At 70.5% G+C, this 17,869-nt stretch carries 13 protein-coding genes; 8 read left to right on the forward strand and 5 right to left on the reverse strand.

The genetic code is table 11. From position 1 onward, the window contains the following. Positions 1–10: 10 nt before the first annotated feature. Positions 11–721, reverse strand: a complete 711-nt coding sequence (locus FHR66_RS16900) for a response regulator transcription factor (protein WP_160968389.1) — start codon at positions 719–721, stop codon at positions 11–13. Positions 722–842: 121 nt separating this feature from the next. Here FHR66_RS16900 and FHR66_RS16905 point away from each other — a divergent pair, with 121 nt between their 5' ends. Together FHR66_RS16905 and zwf are read left to right on the forward strand one after the other, a co-directional pair. After that, positions 843–2,633: a glycoside hydrolase family 15 protein gene (locus tag FHR66_RS16905; protein ID WP_160968391.1), complete on the forward strand. Its 1,791-nt coding sequence runs from the start codon at positions 843–845 to the stop codon at positions 2,631–2,633. After that, a complete protein-coding gene (gene zwf, locus FHR66_RS16910) occupies positions 2,630–4,408 on the forward strand; it encodes a glucose-6-phosphate dehydrogenase (RefSeq protein ID WP_160968393.1) in 1,779 nt (592 codons plus the stop codon). The genes FHR66_RS16905 and zwf overlap by 4 nt, the downstream gene beginning before the upstream one ends. 370 nt (positions 4,409–4,778) lie before the next feature. On the opposite strand, the gene FHR66_RS16915 is transcribed toward zwf, so the two are convergent. Next, on the reverse strand, positions 4,779–6,608 hold the full coding sequence (locus FHR66_RS16915; protein WP_160968395.1) for a monovalent cation:proton antiporter-2 (CPA2) family protein: 1,830 nt from the start codon (positions 6,606–6,608) through the stop codon (positions 4,779–4,781). 612 nt (positions 6,609–7,220) lie between these two features. Between FHR66_RS16915 and FHR66_RS16920 the strand changes: the two genes are divergently transcribed. From FHR66_RS16920 to FHR66_RS16935, 4 genes are all read left to right on the forward strand, one after another. Next, positions 7,221–9,917, forward strand: coding sequence for a bifunctional acetate--CoA ligase family protein/GNAT family N-acetyltransferase (locus FHR66_RS16920; RefSeq protein ID WP_160968396.1), 2,697 nt, complete (start codon positions 7,221–7,223; stop codon positions 9,915–9,917). A gap of 14 nt (positions 9,918–9,931) precedes the next feature. Then, positions 9,932–10,342 (forward strand): hypothetical protein, encoded by a 411-nt coding sequence (locus tag FHR66_RS16925; protein ID WP_160968397.1) that lies wholly within the window; start codon positions 9,932–9,934, stop codon positions 10,340–10,342. Positions 10,343–10,455: 113 nt separating this feature from the next. Next, positions 10,456–10,836: a VOC family protein gene (locus FHR66_RS16930; protein ID WP_160968398.1), complete on the forward strand. Its 381-nt coding sequence runs from the start codon at positions 10,456–10,458 to the stop codon at positions 10,834–10,836. Between the two features lie 174 nt (positions 10,837–11,010). After that, entirely contained in the window at positions 11,011–11,361 is a 351-nt protein-coding gene (locus FHR66_RS16935) for a hypothetical protein (RefSeq protein ID WP_160968399.1), read from the forward strand. Positions 11,362–11,455: 94 nt separating this feature from the next. On the opposite strand, the gene FHR66_RS16940 is transcribed toward FHR66_RS16935, so the two are convergent. Then, a complete protein-coding gene (locus FHR66_RS16940; RefSeq protein WP_160968400.1) occupies positions 11,456–12,802 on the reverse strand; it encodes a hypothetical protein in 1,347 nt (448 codons plus the stop codon). Between the two features lie 736 nt (positions 12,803–13,538). Between FHR66_RS16940 and FHR66_RS16945 the strand changes: the two genes are divergently transcribed. Continuing rightward, positions 13,539–14,102, forward strand: a complete 564-nt coding sequence (locus FHR66_RS16945; protein ID WP_160968401.1) for an excalibur calcium-binding domain-containing protein — start codon at positions 13,539–13,541, stop codon at positions 14,100–14,102. Positions 14,103–14,187: 85 nt separating this feature from the next. Then, the gene (locus tag FHR66_RS16950; protein WP_160968402.1) at positions 14,188–14,568 is read left to right on the forward strand and encodes a hypothetical protein; all 381 of its coding nucleotides are present in this window, start codon (positions 14,188–14,190) and stop codon (positions 14,566–14,568) included. Positions 14,569–14,575: 7 nt separating this feature from the next. Here the strand turns inward: FHR66_RS16950 and FHR66_RS16955 are convergent, their stop codons facing one another. Both FHR66_RS16955 and FHR66_RS16960 read right to left on the reverse strand, forming a co-directional pair. Beyond that, complete coding sequence (locus tag FHR66_RS16955; protein ID WP_160968403.1) at positions 14,576–15,316, reverse strand: DUF6065 family protein; 741 nt, start codon at positions 15,314–15,316, stop codon at positions 14,576–14,578. A gap of 79 nt (positions 15,317–15,395) precedes the next feature. Then, complete coding sequence (locus tag FHR66_RS16960) at positions 15,396–17,405, reverse strand: acetyl/propionyl/methylcrotonyl-CoA carboxylase subunit alpha (RefSeq protein WP_160968404.1); 2,010 nt, start codon at positions 17,403–17,405, stop codon at positions 15,396–15,398. Positions 17,406–17,869 lie beyond the last annotated feature (464 nt).

Consider the following 17,869-nt stretch of genomic DNA (forward strand, 5'->3'; position numbering starts at 1 on the left):
AGGGCGCGCGCTAACCGGCGGGATCGAAGATGTAGCCCTTGCCGTGCACCGCCGCCAGCGGCAGCGGCTCGCCGCAGCGGCGCTGCACCTTGCTGCGCAGGCGGTGCACCATCGAATCCAGGCGGTGCGCGTCGAAGTCGTAGACGCGGTCCGTCAGGGCGGCGATCAATGCCTCGCGCGCCACCAATAGCCCAGGTTGCTCGAGCAGGCGCAGGCACAGCCGGCGTTCGCTGCCGGTCAGCGCCGCGGCGGCGCCGGCCGGCGACAGCAGGCACCAGCCGTCTTCACTCACCTGCCAGCGCCCGCGCGCCGGCGCCGTGGGCGGGCGCCCGCTCACGCGCCGCGCCAGGCTGTGCAGGGTCGCGGCCAGCAGGTCGATTTCCACCGGTTTGGACAGGTAGGCATCGGCGCCGCCGGTCAGGCCGCGGATGCGGTCCTCGGTCTGGCCGAGGCTGGTCAGCATGACGATGCCGATGTCCGGGTACTGCTGGCGCAGCGCGCCGGCCAGGGTGAAGCCATCGGTGTCGGGCAGGCCGACATCCAGCACCACGATCTCGGCGCCGTCGCGCTGCACCCGCTGCTGCAGTTCCGCGCCGGTGCCGCAGCCATCGGCGGCGAAGCCGAAGCGGCGCAGGCCCGGCACCAGGATGCGATCGCGCAGTATCGGATCATCCTCCAGGACCAGAGTGCGCAAGGCGGCGGCAGCGGGATCGGAAGTCATGCGCAGGCGCAGTGTAGCGGCAGCCGGCTGCTTGCGCGCGCCTGAACGGCACCGCGCGGCGATTACGTAACGCAAACACCGGCGCTGGCAGACTCGCCGCTCCCCCGTCCCGGCGCCCACGATGGCCTCGCGAATCGAAGACTACGCCATGCTCGGCAATTGCCGCAGCGCGGCCCTGGTGGACCGTTGCGGCTCGATCGACTGGCTGTGTCTGCCGCGCTTCGATTCCGATGCCCTGTTCGCCGCCCTGCTCGGCGAACCCGACCACGGCCGTTGGGCGATCGCGCCACAGGGCGCCTTCACCAGCACCCGCGCCTACCGCGACGGCAGCCTGGTGCTGGAGACGCGGTTCGAGACCGACACCGGTGCGGTGGCGCTGCTCGACTTCATGGTCGCCAGCCACGACGAGGTGACGCACAACCACGTGGTGCGGATCGTGCGCGGCCTGCATGGCAAGGTGCCGCTGCGCATGCAGCTGCAGCTGCGCTTCAACTACGGCCGCACCATCCCCTGGGTCTCGCAGATCGACGGCGGCCTGCAGGCGGTGGCCGGGCCGGACCAGATCGCGTTGCGCAGCCCACAGACCATGCAAGGCCACGGCTTCGCCACCGAGTCCGAGTTCGTGCTGGAGGCCGGCGAGAGCACCTGGTTCGTGCTCAGCCACGGCGCCTCGCACCTGGAACTGCCGCCGTTGCTGGAACCGGAACAGGCGCTGGCGCAGACCGAGGCGTTCTGGCATGGCTGGTCGCACCGCTGCCTGGATGCCGGCCCGTGGACCGAGGCAGTGCGGCGCTCGCTGGTGGTGCTGAAGGGCCTGAGCTACCTGCCCACCGGCGCGATCGTCGCCGCGCCGACCACTTCGCTGCCCGAACGCCTGGGTGGCGAGCGCAACTGGGACTACCGTTTCTGCTGGCTGCGCGATGCGGTGTTCACCCTGACCGCCTTGCGCGCGGCCGGCTACTTCGACGAAGCCGCCGCCTTCCATGGCTGGCTGCAGCGCACCGTGGCCGGGTCGCCGGACCAGTTGCAGGCGCTGTACGGCATCGGCGGCGAGCGGCGCATGTCCGAATGGGAGGTGGATTGGCTGCCCGGTTATGAAGGCGCCTCGCCGGTGCGTGTGGGCAATGCCGCGGTCGGCCAGTTCCAGCTCGACGTCTATGGCGAGGTGATCGCCGCGTTCCACCGCGGTCACCACGAGGGCATGGCCTCGGCGGTGCATGGCCGCTCGCTGGCGCGGCAACTGCTGGAGGTGCTGGAAGAGCGCTGGCGAGATCCGGACGAAGGCATCTGGGAAATCCGCGACAAGCGCCAGGACTTCGTGCATTCCAAGGTGATGGCGTGGCTGGCCTTCGACTGCGGCGCGCGCGATGGCGTCACCGACGCCGATGCCGCGCAACGCGCGCACTGGCGCGCGCTGGCCGACGAGATCCATGCGCAGGTGCTGGCGCAGGGCGTGCACCGCGACGGCTATTTCGTGCAGAGCTACGGCAGCGAGCGCCTGGACGCGGCGACCCTGCTGATCCCGCTGGTCGGCTTCCTGCCGCCGGACGATCCGCGCGTGGCCGCCACCGCCGACGCCATCGCCGAACGCCTGAGCATCGACGGCCTGGTCGAACGCTACCGCGCCGATGACGACAGCGGCGACGGCCTGCCGGCCGGCGAGGGCACCTTCATCGCCTGCAGTTTCTGGCTGGTGGAGAACTATGCGCTGCTCGGCCGCCGCGAGCAGGCGCAGACGCTGTTCGAACGCTTGCTCGGCCTGTGCAACGACGTCGGCCTGCTGGCCGAGGAGTACGACCCGCGCAGCGGCCGCATGCTCGGCAATTTCCCGCAGGGCTATTCGCACGTGGCGCTGGTCCACGCGGCGCTGCGCCTGCATGGCTTGATCGGCGAACAGGACACCCATCCATGAGCGATGCTTCCCAGACCACTCCTCCCTGCCTGATCGTGGTGTTCGGCGCCCGCGGCGACCTGACCCGCCGCCTGGTGCTGCCGGCGCTGTACAACCTGCGCCACAGCGGCGCGTTGCCCGAGGAGTTCGCGGTGATCGGCGTGGACCACGGCGCGGTCAGCGAAGTGGCGTGGCGGCGCATGCTCGGCGATGCGATGCGCGGCCTGATGGCCGACCGCGACGCCGAGTTCAAGGCCGACGGCCTGGACGAGGAGGTATGGGGCTGGCTGCGTTCGCGCCTGCACTACCTGCGCGGCGACTTCAACGATGCCGGCACCTACCGCTCGCTGGGCGCGTTGCTGGACAAGATCGGTGCGCAGTACCGCACCGGCGGTAACGTGCTGTTCTACCTGGCCACCGCAGCGCGCTTCTTCGCCCCGGTGATCGAGCAACTGGGCGCGGCCGGGCTGGTCAAGCAGAGCGCCACCGGCGGCTGGCGCCGGGTGATCGTGGAGAAGCCGTTCGGCCACGACCTGCAGAGCGCGCGCGAGCTCAACGCCATCGTCGGCCGCGTGCTCGACGAGGACCAGGTGTTCCGCATCGATCATTTCCTGGGCAAGGAAACGGTGCAGAACATCCTCGCGTTCCGCTTCGCCAACGGCCTGTTCGAGCCGGTGTGGAACCGCGACCGCATCGACCACGTGCAGATCACCGCGGCCGAGACCATCGGCGTGGAAGGCCGCGGCGGTTTCTACGATCCCACCGGCTGCCTGCGCGACATGGTGCCCAACCACCTGTTCCAACTGTTGGCGATGATCGCGATGGAACCGCCGGCAGCGTTCACCCCCGCCGCGATGCTGCGTAGGCGTGCCGAGGTGATCGAGGCGGTACGGCCACTGAGTCCTGCCGACGTGGTGCGTGGCCAGTACGCCGCCGGCGCGATCGGCCGCAACGCCGTGCCTGGCTACCGCGAGGAGGACACGGTGCCGCCCGATTCCAATACCGAGACCTACGTGGCGATGAAGCTGCAGGTCGATACCTGGCGCTGGGCCGGCGTGCCGTTCTACCTGCGCACCGGCAAGCGCCTGCGCGAGCGCACCACCGAGATCGCGATCCGCTTCAAGCCGGCACCGCTGGCGCCGCTGCGCAGCGCCGAGATCGGCGGCTATGGCCCCGACTGGCTGGTGCTGCACATCCAGCCCGACGAGGGCATCTCGCTGCAGTTCGACGTCAAGCGTCCGGGCGCGCGGGTCAGCCTGGCGCCGGTGCGCATGGATTTCCGCTACCGCGACTGGTTCCCCAAGGAATACACGGTGGGCTACGAGCGCCTGCTGCAGGACTGCATGCACGGCGAGGCCGGCTTGTTCCAGGACGCGACCATGGTCGAGGCGGCCTGGACCATCGTGCAGCCCATCCTCGACGCGTGGCAGACCTCGGCCGACGAGACCCCGCAGTACCCGGCCGGCAGCGCCGGCCCGGCTGCGGCCGATGCGCTGCTGGCGCTCAACGGCGGCCACACCTGGCGCACCCTGACCGCCGGGCGCCGCCCACCGCCGCGTCGCCCGCCGGAGGCCGGCGCCACCACCGAAACCCGGCCGGTAACGCCGGCGCCGAAGCGCAGCGCGGCCAAGCCGGCCAGTGCCTCAGCCTCTGCTGCGCCGCGCAAGGCGAGCAGGAGCAAGGCCGCCTCGGCGCCTGCGAAGAAGGTGGCCAAGAAGGCCGCGAAGAAAGTTGCAAAAAAAGCCGTCAAGCGCGCGGCCAGCAGCACCGCGCAGCGTCCGGCGCGCAAGCGTTGAGGCGGTGCCCCGGGCGCTGGCGTGAGCGCCAGTGCTCGGGGATGCCTCCATCTCAGCAGGAGCGGCACAGCGACGGCGGCTGGAGCCTGCAGTCGGGGCTGAAGCCCCTCCCACAAGGGAAGGATTGGTGGCGTGCGGACACAGCGCGCTTACCGAGCATTGGCCTTGGCGAACCGGCATACCTGCCTGGTCCTAGCGTCCCTGTTGTCGCCAGCAAAGGCGTCACCGCGGCGGACGCGTTCGACTGTCATTGTGGGAGGGGCTTCAGCCCCGATGCGACCATGCCGGATGACGCCCGCATCATGTCGCGATCCGGGTGCAGCTTGGCGGTTGGCCAGTGTCCCCATCGCGACCCGGTCGCTCACCAACATCAACCGCGCGGCTGCCCCGCGCCGGTCGCATCCGCCGGCCCGGCCGTGGGATCGTTGACGTCGGCCTCGAACAGCTTGGTGAGGTCGGCGCGCGCCGCGCGTGCGGTCTGCACCAACGCGGCATCGTCGTCGTAGACCAGGTGCTGGGCGCGCAGCAGTTGCGTGTCGTGCTCGCGGAAGCGGGCGATGCGGTCGCGCGCGGTCGCCGGGTCCAGGCCGAGACCGAGCAGCACCTGCTCGCTCAGTTCCAGACTGGAGGCGAACACTTCGCGGAACGGTTCGGCGCCCAGGTCCATCAGCCGCCAGGCGTGCTGGCGGTTGCGCGCGCGCGCCAGCACCTTGGCGGTGGGGTAGAGCCGGCGGATCAGTCGGGTGGTCTTGATGTTGGTCTCCGGGTCGTCCATCGCCACCACGAAGATGCGGATGCCGTCGCTGCCGGCCGCGCGCAGCAGGTCCGCGCGGCTGGGGTCGCCGTAGTAGATCTTGTTGCCGAAGCGGCGCAGGTCCTCCACCGTGTCCGGATTGTGTTCCAGCGCCACGAACGGGATGCGCTGCGCGGTCAGCAGGCGCGCCACGATCTGGCCGAAGCGGCCCATGCCGGCGATCAGCACCTGCGCGCGCTGCGCATCCACGGTGTCGTACTGCTCCGCCGGTAGCTGCGGACGCTTGCCCTTGCCGGCCTCGCTGGCGCCGAGCAGGCGCTGCATGCCGATCAGCAGCAGCGGCGTCAGCGCCATCGACACGCCGACCACCGCGACCAGGCGGTCGTGGGTGGCGTCGTCGAGCAGGCGCACCCGCTGCGCCTCGGTGAACACCACGAAGGCGAACTCGCCGCCCAGCCACAGCAGGCTGCCCAGCAGCAGCGCGCTGCGCCAGGGCAGGCGCAGCACGCGGGCGATACCGGCCAGCAGCGCGAACTTGACCAGCAGCAGCGTGGCCACCGCCCCGGCGATCAGCCACGGCTCGGCGACGATGCGGTCCAGGTCGATGCCCATGCCCACGGCGATGAAGAACACGCCCAGCAGCAGGCCCTGGAACGGCTCGATCTGTGCCTCCAGTTCGTGGCGGAACTCCGAATCGGCCAGCAGCACGCCGGCCAGGAACGCCCCCAGGCTGGGGCTGAGCCCGGCCTTCTGCAGGAACCAGGCATTGCCCAGCACCACCAGCAGCGCGCTGGCGGTGAACACCTCGGGCATGCGCGTGCGCGCCACCGTGCGGAACAGGTGGCGCAGCACGAAGCGCCCGCACAGCACCACCACCGCCAGCGCGCCCAGCGCCTGGCCCACTTCCGACCAGGTCAGGGTGTCGTTCTTGGCGCCGCCGAGCAGCGGCACCGCCGCCAGCAGCGGGATCGCGATCAGGTCCTGGAACAGCAGGATGGCGAAGCCGAGCCGGCCGTAGTCGCTGTTGAGCGCCTTGCGCTCGGCCAGCAGCTGCAGGCCCACCGCCGTGGACGACAGCGCCAGCGCCAGGCCGATCACCAGCGCGCTCTTCCAGTTCAGACCCATGCACAGCGCCAGCGCGCCCAGCGGCAGCGCGGTCAGCGCGACCTGGGCGCTGCCGGCGCCGAACACCGCATGCCGCATCAGCTTCAATCGCGCCGGCGACAGCTCCAGGCCGATCAGGAACAGCAGCATCACCACGCCGATTTCCGCCGCGTTGAGGATGCGCTCGGTGTCCTGCACGAAGCCCAGCCCGTCCGGCCCCAGCACCACGCCCGCGGCCAGGTAGGCCAGCACCGCGCCCAGGCCCAGGCGCTTGAACACCGGCACCGCGATCACCGCGGCCAGCAGCAGCACCAGCGCCAGTTCCAGGCCGCCGCTATGCACGAGTCGTCTCCATCGCCGCATTATGCGGCCGCCAATGCGACCGTCTGCTGACCCGGGCTGCGTGCGGGGTGCCCGATGGGCTCTGCGGATCCTTGGAGGTCGAGGCCGGGTGAGTGACGGTGCTGCGGGCCTTCCTGTGGGGGAGGGGATCGCCGCCGATCAGGGCGCTGCGCTTGCGCGATCGCGTCGCCTGTGGCTCGGTCGCGTCGCGACTGAAGGGCGCCTCGAGCAAGCACAAACGCACACGCGTAGGAGCGGCTTCAGCCGCGACCGTGTCTTACCGGTAGAGCCTCGTCGCGGCTGAAGCCGCTCCTACGAGACAGCGCGATGCGCCGCAGAAACGGTGATTCGAGGTGTCCTGAAACGCTCCCCCCAAGGAGGTCTGCTGCCGGCGGTGCCGCTCCTGATCCAGCAGCACACGCGAGCCATGAGCACCGGGCGGCCGACCGGAGTCCTTGTGGGAGGGGCTTCAGCCCCGACGCGCGAACGCCGGAATCGCGACGGTGCGCACTGTCGCCGACCGCGCGGTACGGTGCGCCGCAAGACCCGGATCATCCCCGCGCCGCGGCCAGCCGTGTACCGTTAGCGCATTCGCTCGCCTCTGCCGCCGCCATGAGCACCTATCACCTGCAGTCCGTGTTCCGCCCCGCCTCGGTCGCCATCGTCGGCGGCAGCCCGCGCGAGCGCTCCGCCGGGCGCGCGGTGGTGCGCAGCCTGCGCGCGGCCGGGTTTCCCGGGCAGATCGGCTGGGTCAGCCCGCGCTATCGCGAGATCGACGGCGTGCCCACGGTGCGCCGCCTCACCGACCTGCCATGGGTGCCGGACCTGGTGGTGATCACCGCACCGGCGCGGATGGTGCCGCGCATCGTGTCGATCGCCGCCCGGCGCGGTGTGGCCGCGGCGATCATCCTCACCGCCGGGCTCGGCAGCGGACCGGGGTCGGCCGCGGCGCGGGTGGAAAGCGCCGCGCGCGCCAAGGGCCTGCGCATCCTCGGCCCGCACTGCCTGGGCGTGATCGCGCCGCATGCGCGGCTCAACGCCAGCATCGCCGCGCACTGCCCGCAGCCAGGCGACCTGGCGCTGATCTCCGAATCCAGCGCCATCGCCGCGGCGCTGGTGGAATGGGGCGTGGCGCGCGCGGTCGGCTTCTCCGCGGTGGTCTCGCTGGGCGACGCGCTGGACGTGGACTTCGCCGACCTGCTCGACTACTTCGCCACCGACTACCGCACCCGCGCGATCCTGCTCTACGTCGAACACATCCGCGACGCGCGCAAGTTCATGTCCGCCGCGCGTGCCGCCGCGCGCGCCAAACCCGTCGTCGTGGTGAAGTCGGGCCGGCAGTTGCGCATCGATCCCAACGCCGACACCCACGTGCAGGCGCTGGCCAGTTCCGATGCGGTATACGGCGCCGCGTTCGCCCGCGCCGGCCTGCTGCGGGTGCGCGCGCTGGACGAACTGTTCGCCGCAGCGGAGACGCTGGGCCGGCTCAGCACCTTTCCGGGGCGACGCCTGGCCATCCTCAGCAACGGCGGCGGCGTCGGCCGCCTGGCGGTGGATACGCTGTCCGATCTCGGCGGCACCCTGGCGGCGCTGTCGGCGCCCACCCAGCAGCGGCTGGAGCAGGCACTGCCGCAGGAGTGGTCGCACAGCAACCCGGTGGACATCGTGGTGGACGCCGACGGCGAGCGCTACGCCGCTGCCGCCGGCGCGCTGCTGGACGATCCGGAGAACGACGCGGTGCTGGTGGTCAACGTGCCGACCGCGTTCACCTCCTCCGCCGACGCGGCGCAGGCGCTGACCCGCATCCTCGGCCAGCGCCCGCGCCATCATCGCGACAAGCCGGTGTTCGCGGTATGGCTGGGCAACGACGAGAGCGCCACCGCCACGCTCAATGCCGCGCGCATCCCCACCTACGCCACCGAGGCCGACGCGGTGCGCGGCTTCATGCACCTGGTGCGCTACCGCGAGGCGCAGGCGGCGCTGATGGAAACGCCGCCGAGCCTGCCCGACGACTTCGCCTTCGACGCCGCGTCCGCGCGCGGCATCGTCGACGCCGCGCTGGCCGCCGGGCAGACCTGGCTGGATCCGTTGGCGACCACGCGGCTGCTGGCCGCCTACGGCATTCCCACCGCGGCGGTGGCGCACGCCGCCGACGCCGAGGCCGCGGCGCAGGTGGCCGCACCGATGCTGGCGCAGGGCTCGGCGGTGGCGGTGAAGATCCATTCGGCCGACATTCCGCACAAGTCCGACGTGGACGGCGTGCGCCTGAACCTGGTGAGCGTGGAGGCGGTGCGCGACGCGGCCGAGGGCATCCTCGCCCGCGCGCGCGCCGCGCGGCCGGAGGCGCGCATCGATGGCGTGCTGGTGCAGCCCTCGCTGCTGCGGCCGAAGGCGCGCGAGCTGATCGCCGGCATCGCCGACGATCCCACCTTCGGCCCGGTGATCGTGTTCGGCCGCGGCGGCACCGCGGTGGAGGTGATCGACGACAAGGCGCTGGCGCTGCCGCCGCTGGACCTGCGCCTGGCCCACGAACTGATCGGCCGCACCCGCGTCAGCCGCATCCTCAAGGCCTACCGCGACGTACCCGCCGCCGACGAACGCGCGGTGGCGATGGTGCTGGTGAAACTGGCGCAACTGGCCGCCGATCTGCCGGAGATCCGCGAACTGGACATCAACCCGCTGCTGGCCGACCGCGATGGCGTGATCGCGGTCGACGCGCGGGTGGCGGTGGCGCCGTCGCGGCGCCTGCACAAGGGCCGCGGCCATCCGCGCTTCGCGATCTTCCCGTACCCCAAGGAGTGGGAGCGGCGCATCGTGCTCAACGACGGCAGCGCCGCGCTCGTGCGCCCGGTGCGGCCGGAGGACGACGCGCTGTTCCGCAGCTTCTTCGCCCGCGTCACCGACGAGGACCTGCGCCTGCGCTTCTTCCAGGCGGTCAAGCATTTCAGCCACGAATTCATCGCGCGCCTGACCCAGCTCGACTATGCGCGCTCGATCGCGCTGGTGGCGATCGAACCGCGCAGCGGCGACATGCTCGGCGCGGTGCGCCTGCATGCCGACGCCGATTACGACCGCGGCGAGTACGGCATCCTGATCCGCTCCGACCTCAAGGGCCACGGCATCGGCTGGCAGCTGATGCGGATCATGATCGAGTACGCCGGCTGGCTGGGCCTGAAGATGGTCGAAGGCCAGGTGCTGCGCGAGAACCGCACCATGTTGGCGATGTGCCAGCAACTCGGTTTCAAGGCCACCCCGGATCCGGACGACGCCACGCTGATGGACGTGGCGTTGCCGGTGACGCAACACTGAAGGGCGGCACTGCGATGTCGACGTTCTCGCCCAGCCTCCTGAAGCCGCGCCACGCGATCCTGTCCGGCCTGCCGGATGCCGCCTCGCTGGAGATCCTGCTGCACCCGTTCCTGCATGCCGGCGAAATCGTGGACACGTCGATCCGCCTGGACGGCATCGCGCTGCCCTCGCTCAGGCTCGGCGACCTGGCCGGCAAGCGCTTCGACTTCCCGCGCAACCCGCAGGACGGCTATATCGATGGCTCGCTCTACCTGGCGGGCGCGCACCACCCCGTCGACGTCGAGACGCTGACCTTCAACCTCGCGCGCGACGGGCAACTGACGCTCGTGGTCAAGGGCATGTACGCGTTCGACGTCGAAGGCCTGGATGACCTGGGCGCGGTGCCCTTTACCCTGGCGGCACGGGTGAGTTCGTGCGCGTTGTGAGTGGGCCTGCACGCGCCTGTACAGCTTCGTCCTGATATCACCGCCCATCGCATGAAACGCTTCATCGCCGAAAGCATTGGTCCCCGTCCGATAGCCAATCTCAGGAGCCTTCCATGTCGTTCAAGCCAGAACGCTACACCTCGGTCTCGCCGTATCTCATCGTCGACGGCGCGCAGCGGACCATCGATTTCCTGGTCGCGGTGTTCGATGCCGAACCGTTACGGCAGATTCCTGGCGAGGGAGGTCGCCTCGCTCACGGCGAGGTGCGCATCGACGACACCGTGGTGATGTTCTGCGATGCGGTGGACGGTTGGCCGCCGGTGCCGGCACATGTGCACGTCTACGTGCGCGACGTCGACGCGACCTACCAGCGTGCGCTGGCCGCCGGTGCCACGGCGGTGCAGGCGCCGATGCAGAAGGACGATCCCGACCGGCGCGGCGGTTTCCGCGACGCCGGCGGCACGACCTGGTGGGTCGGGCAGCAGATCGACTGAGCGAGCGTGACGCGCCAGGACGAGGTCGCTCGCAGTGCGCGCACTCCGCCGCGTGCGGTCAGCCCCTCGGCACGCCATCGCCATGAGCGCACCGCGTTGCTCTGTTTGTTCTGCTATTGCATGCTGCTGTGATCACCGATCGCAGGCGCCGCGTTGGTGCCCAGGGAGTCCACCATGAACCATCTGCGACGCGCCATCGTCTACATCACCTTCGTGTTACTGGTGATGGTCAATTTCCATGCGTATTCGTCGTCGATGTTCCTGTACAAGGGCATCAACCACTTTCTCCAGCGGGACGCGGTGATCGTGTACGAGACGCGGGATCAGTCCAGTGGCGACGCGGTCCCAGTGCTGGACCGGCGTGGTTCGCCTACGGGCCGGGCCGTGGAAGTCCTGGTGCACAACAGTGCCTACGACTCCCTGCGCTCGCTGCCGATCCTCAATGTGCAGGTGGTGCTGGCGGCGTTCCTGGCCTATGGCCTGATCGATGCGGTGACCTGGTGGCGCAGGCAGCAGAGCGCCTGACGCCCGTCCATCGGTACCAGTTTTGTCGCGTTCGGTGAAGGCCTTGCCTGCCGGCGCCGTGGGCGGGTGCGCGGCAGGCAGGGCATTGCCGTGCTTATTCCTGGTCCTGGTTGCTCGGCCCGCGCTCGACCGGGTACACCGTCGGCGGCGGCGTGGTGGACTGCATCAGCTTCAGCGGCGTCTTGCTCTGCTCGCACAGGTTGCCGCCGCGGACGAACACGCCGTCCTGGGTGCATTTCCATTCATAGAAGTTGGCGATGCCGCCGGCCAGCTGCAGGCTGTAGTCGGTGCTCTTCGCCGCCGCGTCGAACGGCTGCCCGGCCGGAATGTTCTGGAACCAGCGCATCCATTCCTTGGAGCCGACCGGCGGGATCTTTTTCTGGTCGGTCTGGAAGGTCGGGTTCATCGGCGAGAGTTGCGGCGACTCGGCGGTCATGTGGCAGCTCATGCAGGAACTGACCGGATTGTCCACCGGGCCGTTGAGGCGGCCGTTCCAGCCCAGGTGGGTCGGCGGCAGTTCCGGCTTGGCGTTGATCGCCGATTGCAGGATGCGCGGATTGATCCGGGTCCGGGTCGGCTGCTTGTTGGTGTAGTCGTCGCTGCTGTTCTGCGGATCGTTGCCCCACATCACGCCCACCGGCACCAGGTTCTGCCAGCCCAGCTTGCCGCTGACCGCGCCGTTGTACTGGAAGGTGCCGAAGATCCAGCCGGTACCGGGAATGCGGCTGTCGCGCACGGCGAAGTCCATCTGGATCAGCGCCACCTTCTTGAACGTGCGGTCGGTGGAACCGTAGCTGTTCGGCACCCAGGCGTTCCACAGCACCGGGTTCTGCAGGAACGGCACCTGGCTCAGGTCCACGTCGGCGAACAGCGCCTTGCACACCACGGTGCCGTCGCGGAAGGTGTTGGGCTTGGTGGTGAAGCTGGGATCCGGATTCTGCGGATCCTTCCACACCTGGCCGAAGGTATAGCCGCCGACATCGTTGTAGATGCCGACCGCGAAGGTCTGGCCGGAGGTGAGCTGGGTCGGCGCCAGTTGCTTGGCCTGGATCGGCGCTTCCTGGGTCAGCCCGTGCACGCCTTCGCGGCCGTGCGGGCCGTAGTGCTGCCAGGGGGCGTGGTACCAGCGCCGTAGCTTGTTGTTCTGCACGTACCAGTCGCTTTCGACGTTGCCTTCCAGGCAGTATGTCTTTACCGCGTCGGCATAGCCGCGCCAGGTTTCGAAGTTGTTGGTCAGCGGTCGGGGCAGTTTCTGGAAGAAGCTTGGCAACGGGCCGCTGGGCGGCTGCTGCGGATAGTCCTGGCTGAGCTGGAACACCGGCCCTGTGTAGGTGGATGGCGGCGCGTAGCCGAAATCCGGAAACCGCCCTGCGGAGGCGGCGCCGCTTGCGAGAGTCAGCGCGGTGGCGATGGCGAGAATGCGCGGATGGGGCAGGTGCATGATGGACCTCCGGTCGTGTGCGTCGGTGCGTGCGGCAATGCCGCGTCCTGTGTCCGGACATCCCCTGGCCCCGGACCGGCCGCACGCCCGCGCTGCTGCGCGGCCGCGATGAGGGACTCCCGCCGTGCCACAGGCACGCGCATGCATCCGGCTGCGCGCGCAGACGAAGCGAGAGATGCATTGGGAGGTGCAGCGTCCACTTCCGCCGCGCGGACGCGGCGGCGAAGCCGTGGAAGCGGCGATGCGGTGGAAACGGCCTAGCGGACCGAAGACATGTCCATGTCGCTCTCCTGACCCCGTGTGGAAGGCAACTGCGCTGAAGGATCGTGTTGCGTCGAGCGTGGGGGAAACGCGCGGGCCCGGCAGGCAGCATCGGGGGACGAATGCTGCGGGGGCGGCGCCATGCGGCGGCCGCGATGCCGGGTTGCGCGTCGATCGCCAGCGCCGCGCGGTGTGCGGGCGTCGGCGTTGCTCGACGCTTCGGACTCTAGCGAGCGCCGCGCAGCCGGTGGTAGACAGTTGCGCGCGCCGACGCTGCGGCAGCAAGCGGACGGCGGGTCATGCCGACGCAGCCGGGCCTGCATGCAGCGGTCGCGGCAAGCCAGCGCGGATACTCCGGCCGTGGCATGCTGCGCGCGGGGCTGCGCTGGCGGGAGCGGGCAGGCGCGGTGGGGACGGTGGACGCAGCGGGCACGGCGGCGTCCACCGCGGCGATGCACTTTCTTGCGGTGACGCCATGCGTACGCACGGGACCTTGATTCAGTGGGACGAGGAGCGCGGCTGCGGCCGGGTGCGCCTGGCGCATCGCGAGACCGAAGCCGAGGTGCAACGCGCGGCGTTTCCCGACGACGGCGTGCCCCCGCGGGTGGGCGAGCTGATCTCCTTCGACCTGGAGCACGACGCGCAGGGGCGGCCGCGGGCGTTGCAGGTGATGCGGCCCGGCCGTGCGCCGGCGGTGCCGGCGCGTGCGGTGGCCGCACCGCGCACGCGTCGCGGCCGCTGGCTCGGCGTGCTGATGCTGCTGGCGGTGCTCGCGCTCGCCGCCTACGCGGCGCTGCGCTTCGTGGCGGCACCGCAGGCGACCGCCACAGCGCCACCATCACCCGCTGCGCCAGCCGCCACTGCGCACGCCTCGCCGGCGACAGCGCCCGCGTTCCAGTGCGACGGTCGCACGCATTGCGCGCAGATGACGTCCTGCGCCGAAGCGATGTACTTCCTGCAGCACTGCCCGGGCGTGGAGATGGACGGCAACCACGATGGCGTGCCGTGCGAGCGGCAGTGGTGCCGCACCGCGCGTTGAGCGCCTGCAGCCGAGCGCTGCGCGCAGTCTTGACCGGGCCGTGATCCGCCCTCGGCTACGGTCAGCGATTGCCCGCAGGTGACGCATGACCGAGCCACGCCTTCCCCCCGCCAAGACCCGCGCGCTGTCGCTGGGCCTGTTCGTCTTCGTCGCGGTCTTCGCTGCCATCGTCTGGTCGCTGCTGCGGCCTTACGGTTCGGTGTACTTCTTCCCGGTGCATTTCCTGGTCGGGCTGGGCCTGCCGTTCTTGTTCTATGCGCTCGGCGCCAATCGCGCCGCGTTCCTGGCCGGGTTGGGGCTCACCGCCATCGTCCTGGTGCTGTTCAACCTGTGGGGTGACCAGGCCGGCGGCCTCGGCCCGCGCGTGTTCGACTGGGCGCATGCCGTTGCCGGGGGCCTGGGCATGCTGTTGGCCTACGGCGTGTTCCGCCTGTCCACGCGCGTGCGCCAGCGCCACCCGCGCTGAGCCGCCCTCACGCCGCGTCGTCGCCGCGGGTGAACGGTGCCAGCCGCAGTTTCACCCGGTGCTCCACGCCGACCGGGCACTGCCCCGGCGCCGGTCCGCGGAAGTAGCTGCGCTGCCAGCCTTCGCGGCTGGCGTTGGAGTCGGGCTGTTCCAGCTCGTGCAGGAACTGCCCACGGCTGCGCATCCATTCCTGGTGCTCGCGTTCCAGTTCCGGCGTTTGCGACAGCGGCTGCCAGCGCGGCTCGGTCTCGGCCAGGACGCGGCGCTGCACCGGGAAAAAGTGGCAGAACGGCTCGCCGGCCTCGAACCGCACCCGGCCGGGGCGGGTGAACTGCCAGTTCATGGTGAAGGTGTACGGGCTCCAATCGGTCTCGATCAGCCCGGTGAGCCCGGCGATGCCGTCCTTGGGCCGGTTCACCGGCGCAGTGACGTACAGGTCCACGCCGGCTTCCGTGCGGAACAGGCAGGGCACGTGGAAGGTGAGCACGCCGTAGCCGAAGTGGCTGACTGCCGGCGCGTGCGTGCCCGGCGCCGGCTGCACGCGCAGGTCGTCGAGCGCGTTGCCGCCGTTCCACTCGGCCTCGAACGCGGTCTGGCACAGCAATTCCCAGCCGTGCGCGTTGGCGATGTCCAGCGGCAGGCAGCGGTAGGCGTAGCGCTCGGCGGTCTGGTCCATCCACGGTCGCTCGCGCGGCGCCGGGCGCACGTCCAGGGTGTGGCCGTCGAGGACGTGGGCAGTGAGTTTCATGGCGCAGGCACGGCGAGGGACCAGCGCCGAGTGTGACGCCTTGCCGCGGCCTTGGCGACCGCGGCCTGGCGCGTGCCGCTTAGGCCGCGTCGAAATCCAGCAGCGCCACGCCGTCGCCGACCAGCTCGCCCTCGCGCACGCGGAAGCCCTGCACCGTGCCGTCGGCCGGCGCCTGCAGGGTGTGCTCCATCTTCATCGCCTCCAGCACCAGCAGCGGCGTACCGCGGCTCACCTGGGTGCCGGGCGCGACCAGCAGGGCGACGATGCGCCCCGGCATCGGCGCGGTCAGGCCACCACTCTCCACCGCCGGCTGGTCGGCCTCGGCGACCGGATCGTGGCGTTCGAACAGGTAGCCGTGGCCGTCGACGAACAGGTGCAGCTGCGTGCCGGCGAACACCGCCTCGGCCTGCACCCGCTGCGTGCCGAGAAACGCGCACAGGCGGCCGTCGCGCAACTGGCCGCTCGCCTCGAGCGCGTCCTGCGCCTGCGCGGGGTGGATCCGCCAGCCGCCCGCGTGCGCGGTCAGGTGCAGCGTGCGTTGCGTCTCGCCATGCTGCAAGGTCAGCGCACGCGGCGCCGGCGCACCCAGCCGCCAGCCGTCGCGCAGGTCCCACGGCGACTGCGGATCGGCAGCCTGCGCGGCCGGCGCTGGCTCGTGCAGTTGCCAGGCCAGTGCCGCCAGGCTCCACAGCGCATCGGTGGTCGGGGTGGGGATATCGAACAGGGCAGTGTGCTCGCGCTCGATCAGCGCGGTGTCCAGATCCGCCTGCGCGAATGCCGTGGTGCCGACCAGGCGCTGCAGGAACGCGGCATTGGTCGATACGCCCACCACCTGGCACGCGGCGAGCGCCGCCTGCATGCGCCGCAGCGCGCGCTCGCGGGTCACATCCCAGACGATCAGCTTGGCGATCATCGGATCGTAGTGCGGGCCGATCGTGTCGCCCTGCTCGACGCCGGCATCGACGCGGGTATGCGCATCGGCGGCGGGCAGGCGCAGGTGCTGCAGCGTGCCGATCGAGGGCAGGAAGCCGCGCGCCGGGTCTTCGGCGTACAGCCGCGCTTCCAGCGCATGGCCGCGGATCGCCAGTTCGTGCTGGCGTTGCGGCAGCGGTTGCCCGGCGGCCACGCGCAACTGCCACTCGACCAGATCGGTGCCGGTGATGCACTCGGTGACGGGATGCTCCACCTGCAGGCGGGTGTTCATTTCCATGAAGTAGAACGCACCATCGGGCGCGACGATGAACTCCACCGTGCCGGCACCGACATAGCCGACCGCGCGCGCGGCCTCCACCGCGGCCTGGCCCATCGCCGCACGCCGCGTCTCGTCCATGCCCGGCGCAGGCGCTTCCTCCAGCACCTTCTGGTGGCGGCGCTGCACCGAGCAGTCGCGCTCGAACAGATACACCAGCTCGCCGTGGCTGTCGCCGAACACCTGGATCTCGATGTGCCGCGGCCGCAGCACGTACTTCTCCACCAGCACGTGCGCATTGCCGAACGCGGCCTGCGCCTCGCGCTGGCAGGCGGCGAGCGCGGCGGCGAAGTCTTCGTCGCGATCGACCCGGCGCATGCCCTTGCCGCCGCCGCCGGCGCTGGCCTTGATCAGCACCGGGTAGCCGATGGCCGCGGCCTGTTCGCGCAGGAACTCCGGATCCTGGCGCTCGCCATGATAGCCGGGCGTCAGCGGCACCCCGGCCGCCTGCATCAGAGCCTTGGCCGCGCTCTTGTCGCCCATGGCGCGGATCGCCGCCGGGGGTGGCCCGATGAACACCAGCCCGCACGCGGCGCAGGCCTCGGCGAACTCGGCGTTCTCGGACAGGAAGCCGTAGCCGGGATGGATGGCCTGCGCGCCACTGCGCTGCGCGGCCTCGAGGATGCGCTCGCCGCGCAGGTAGCTCTCGCGTGCTGGCGCGGCGCCGATGTGCACGGCCTCGTCGGCCAGGCGCACGTGGCGCGCGTCGCGGTCGGCATCGGAGTACACGGCCACGGTGGCGATGCCGAGCTTGCGGCAGGTAGCGATCACCCGGCAGGCGATCTCGCCGCGATTGGCGATGAGGATCTTGTCGAAGGTCGGCAGGTCGGGGGTGGCCATGGTCGGGTGCCTGGAAAAGGGTTAGAGGTGTTGCGCTTGCGGTGCGCAGACGCGCGCAAGAGTTGCGTCGTAGGTGGTCAGCCGGAGCAGCCATAGCGGTTGCAGCCGCCGTTGCACTTGCCTTTGCTGTTGCTGTGCTTTGGCTGCTGCCCCGGCTTTTGATTTACCGGGTTCCCTTCCGAAGCGGCGGCCAGCGCGGGGAAAAACCCCGAAGGGGCGGCGCACAGGGACGTGCGCCGTCCGCGGCAGGGGCAGGGCTCGCCGGAAAAAGGCGAAGCACTGCTTCGCCCCGGCGGGCGGGCTGGCGCCGTGAGGCGACTGCCCCGGACTTGGCTGCGAAGCAGACAAGCCCCTTCCGCGGATCCCCGGGCTGGACGCGGACCCGGAGCGCGCAGCGCGGAGGGCGCGAGGCAGGGCGCGCTTTCTTTTGGTTACCTTTTCTTTGCGCGAGCAAAGAAAAGTAA

The organism is Xanthomonas sp. F4, assembly GCF_011761895.1.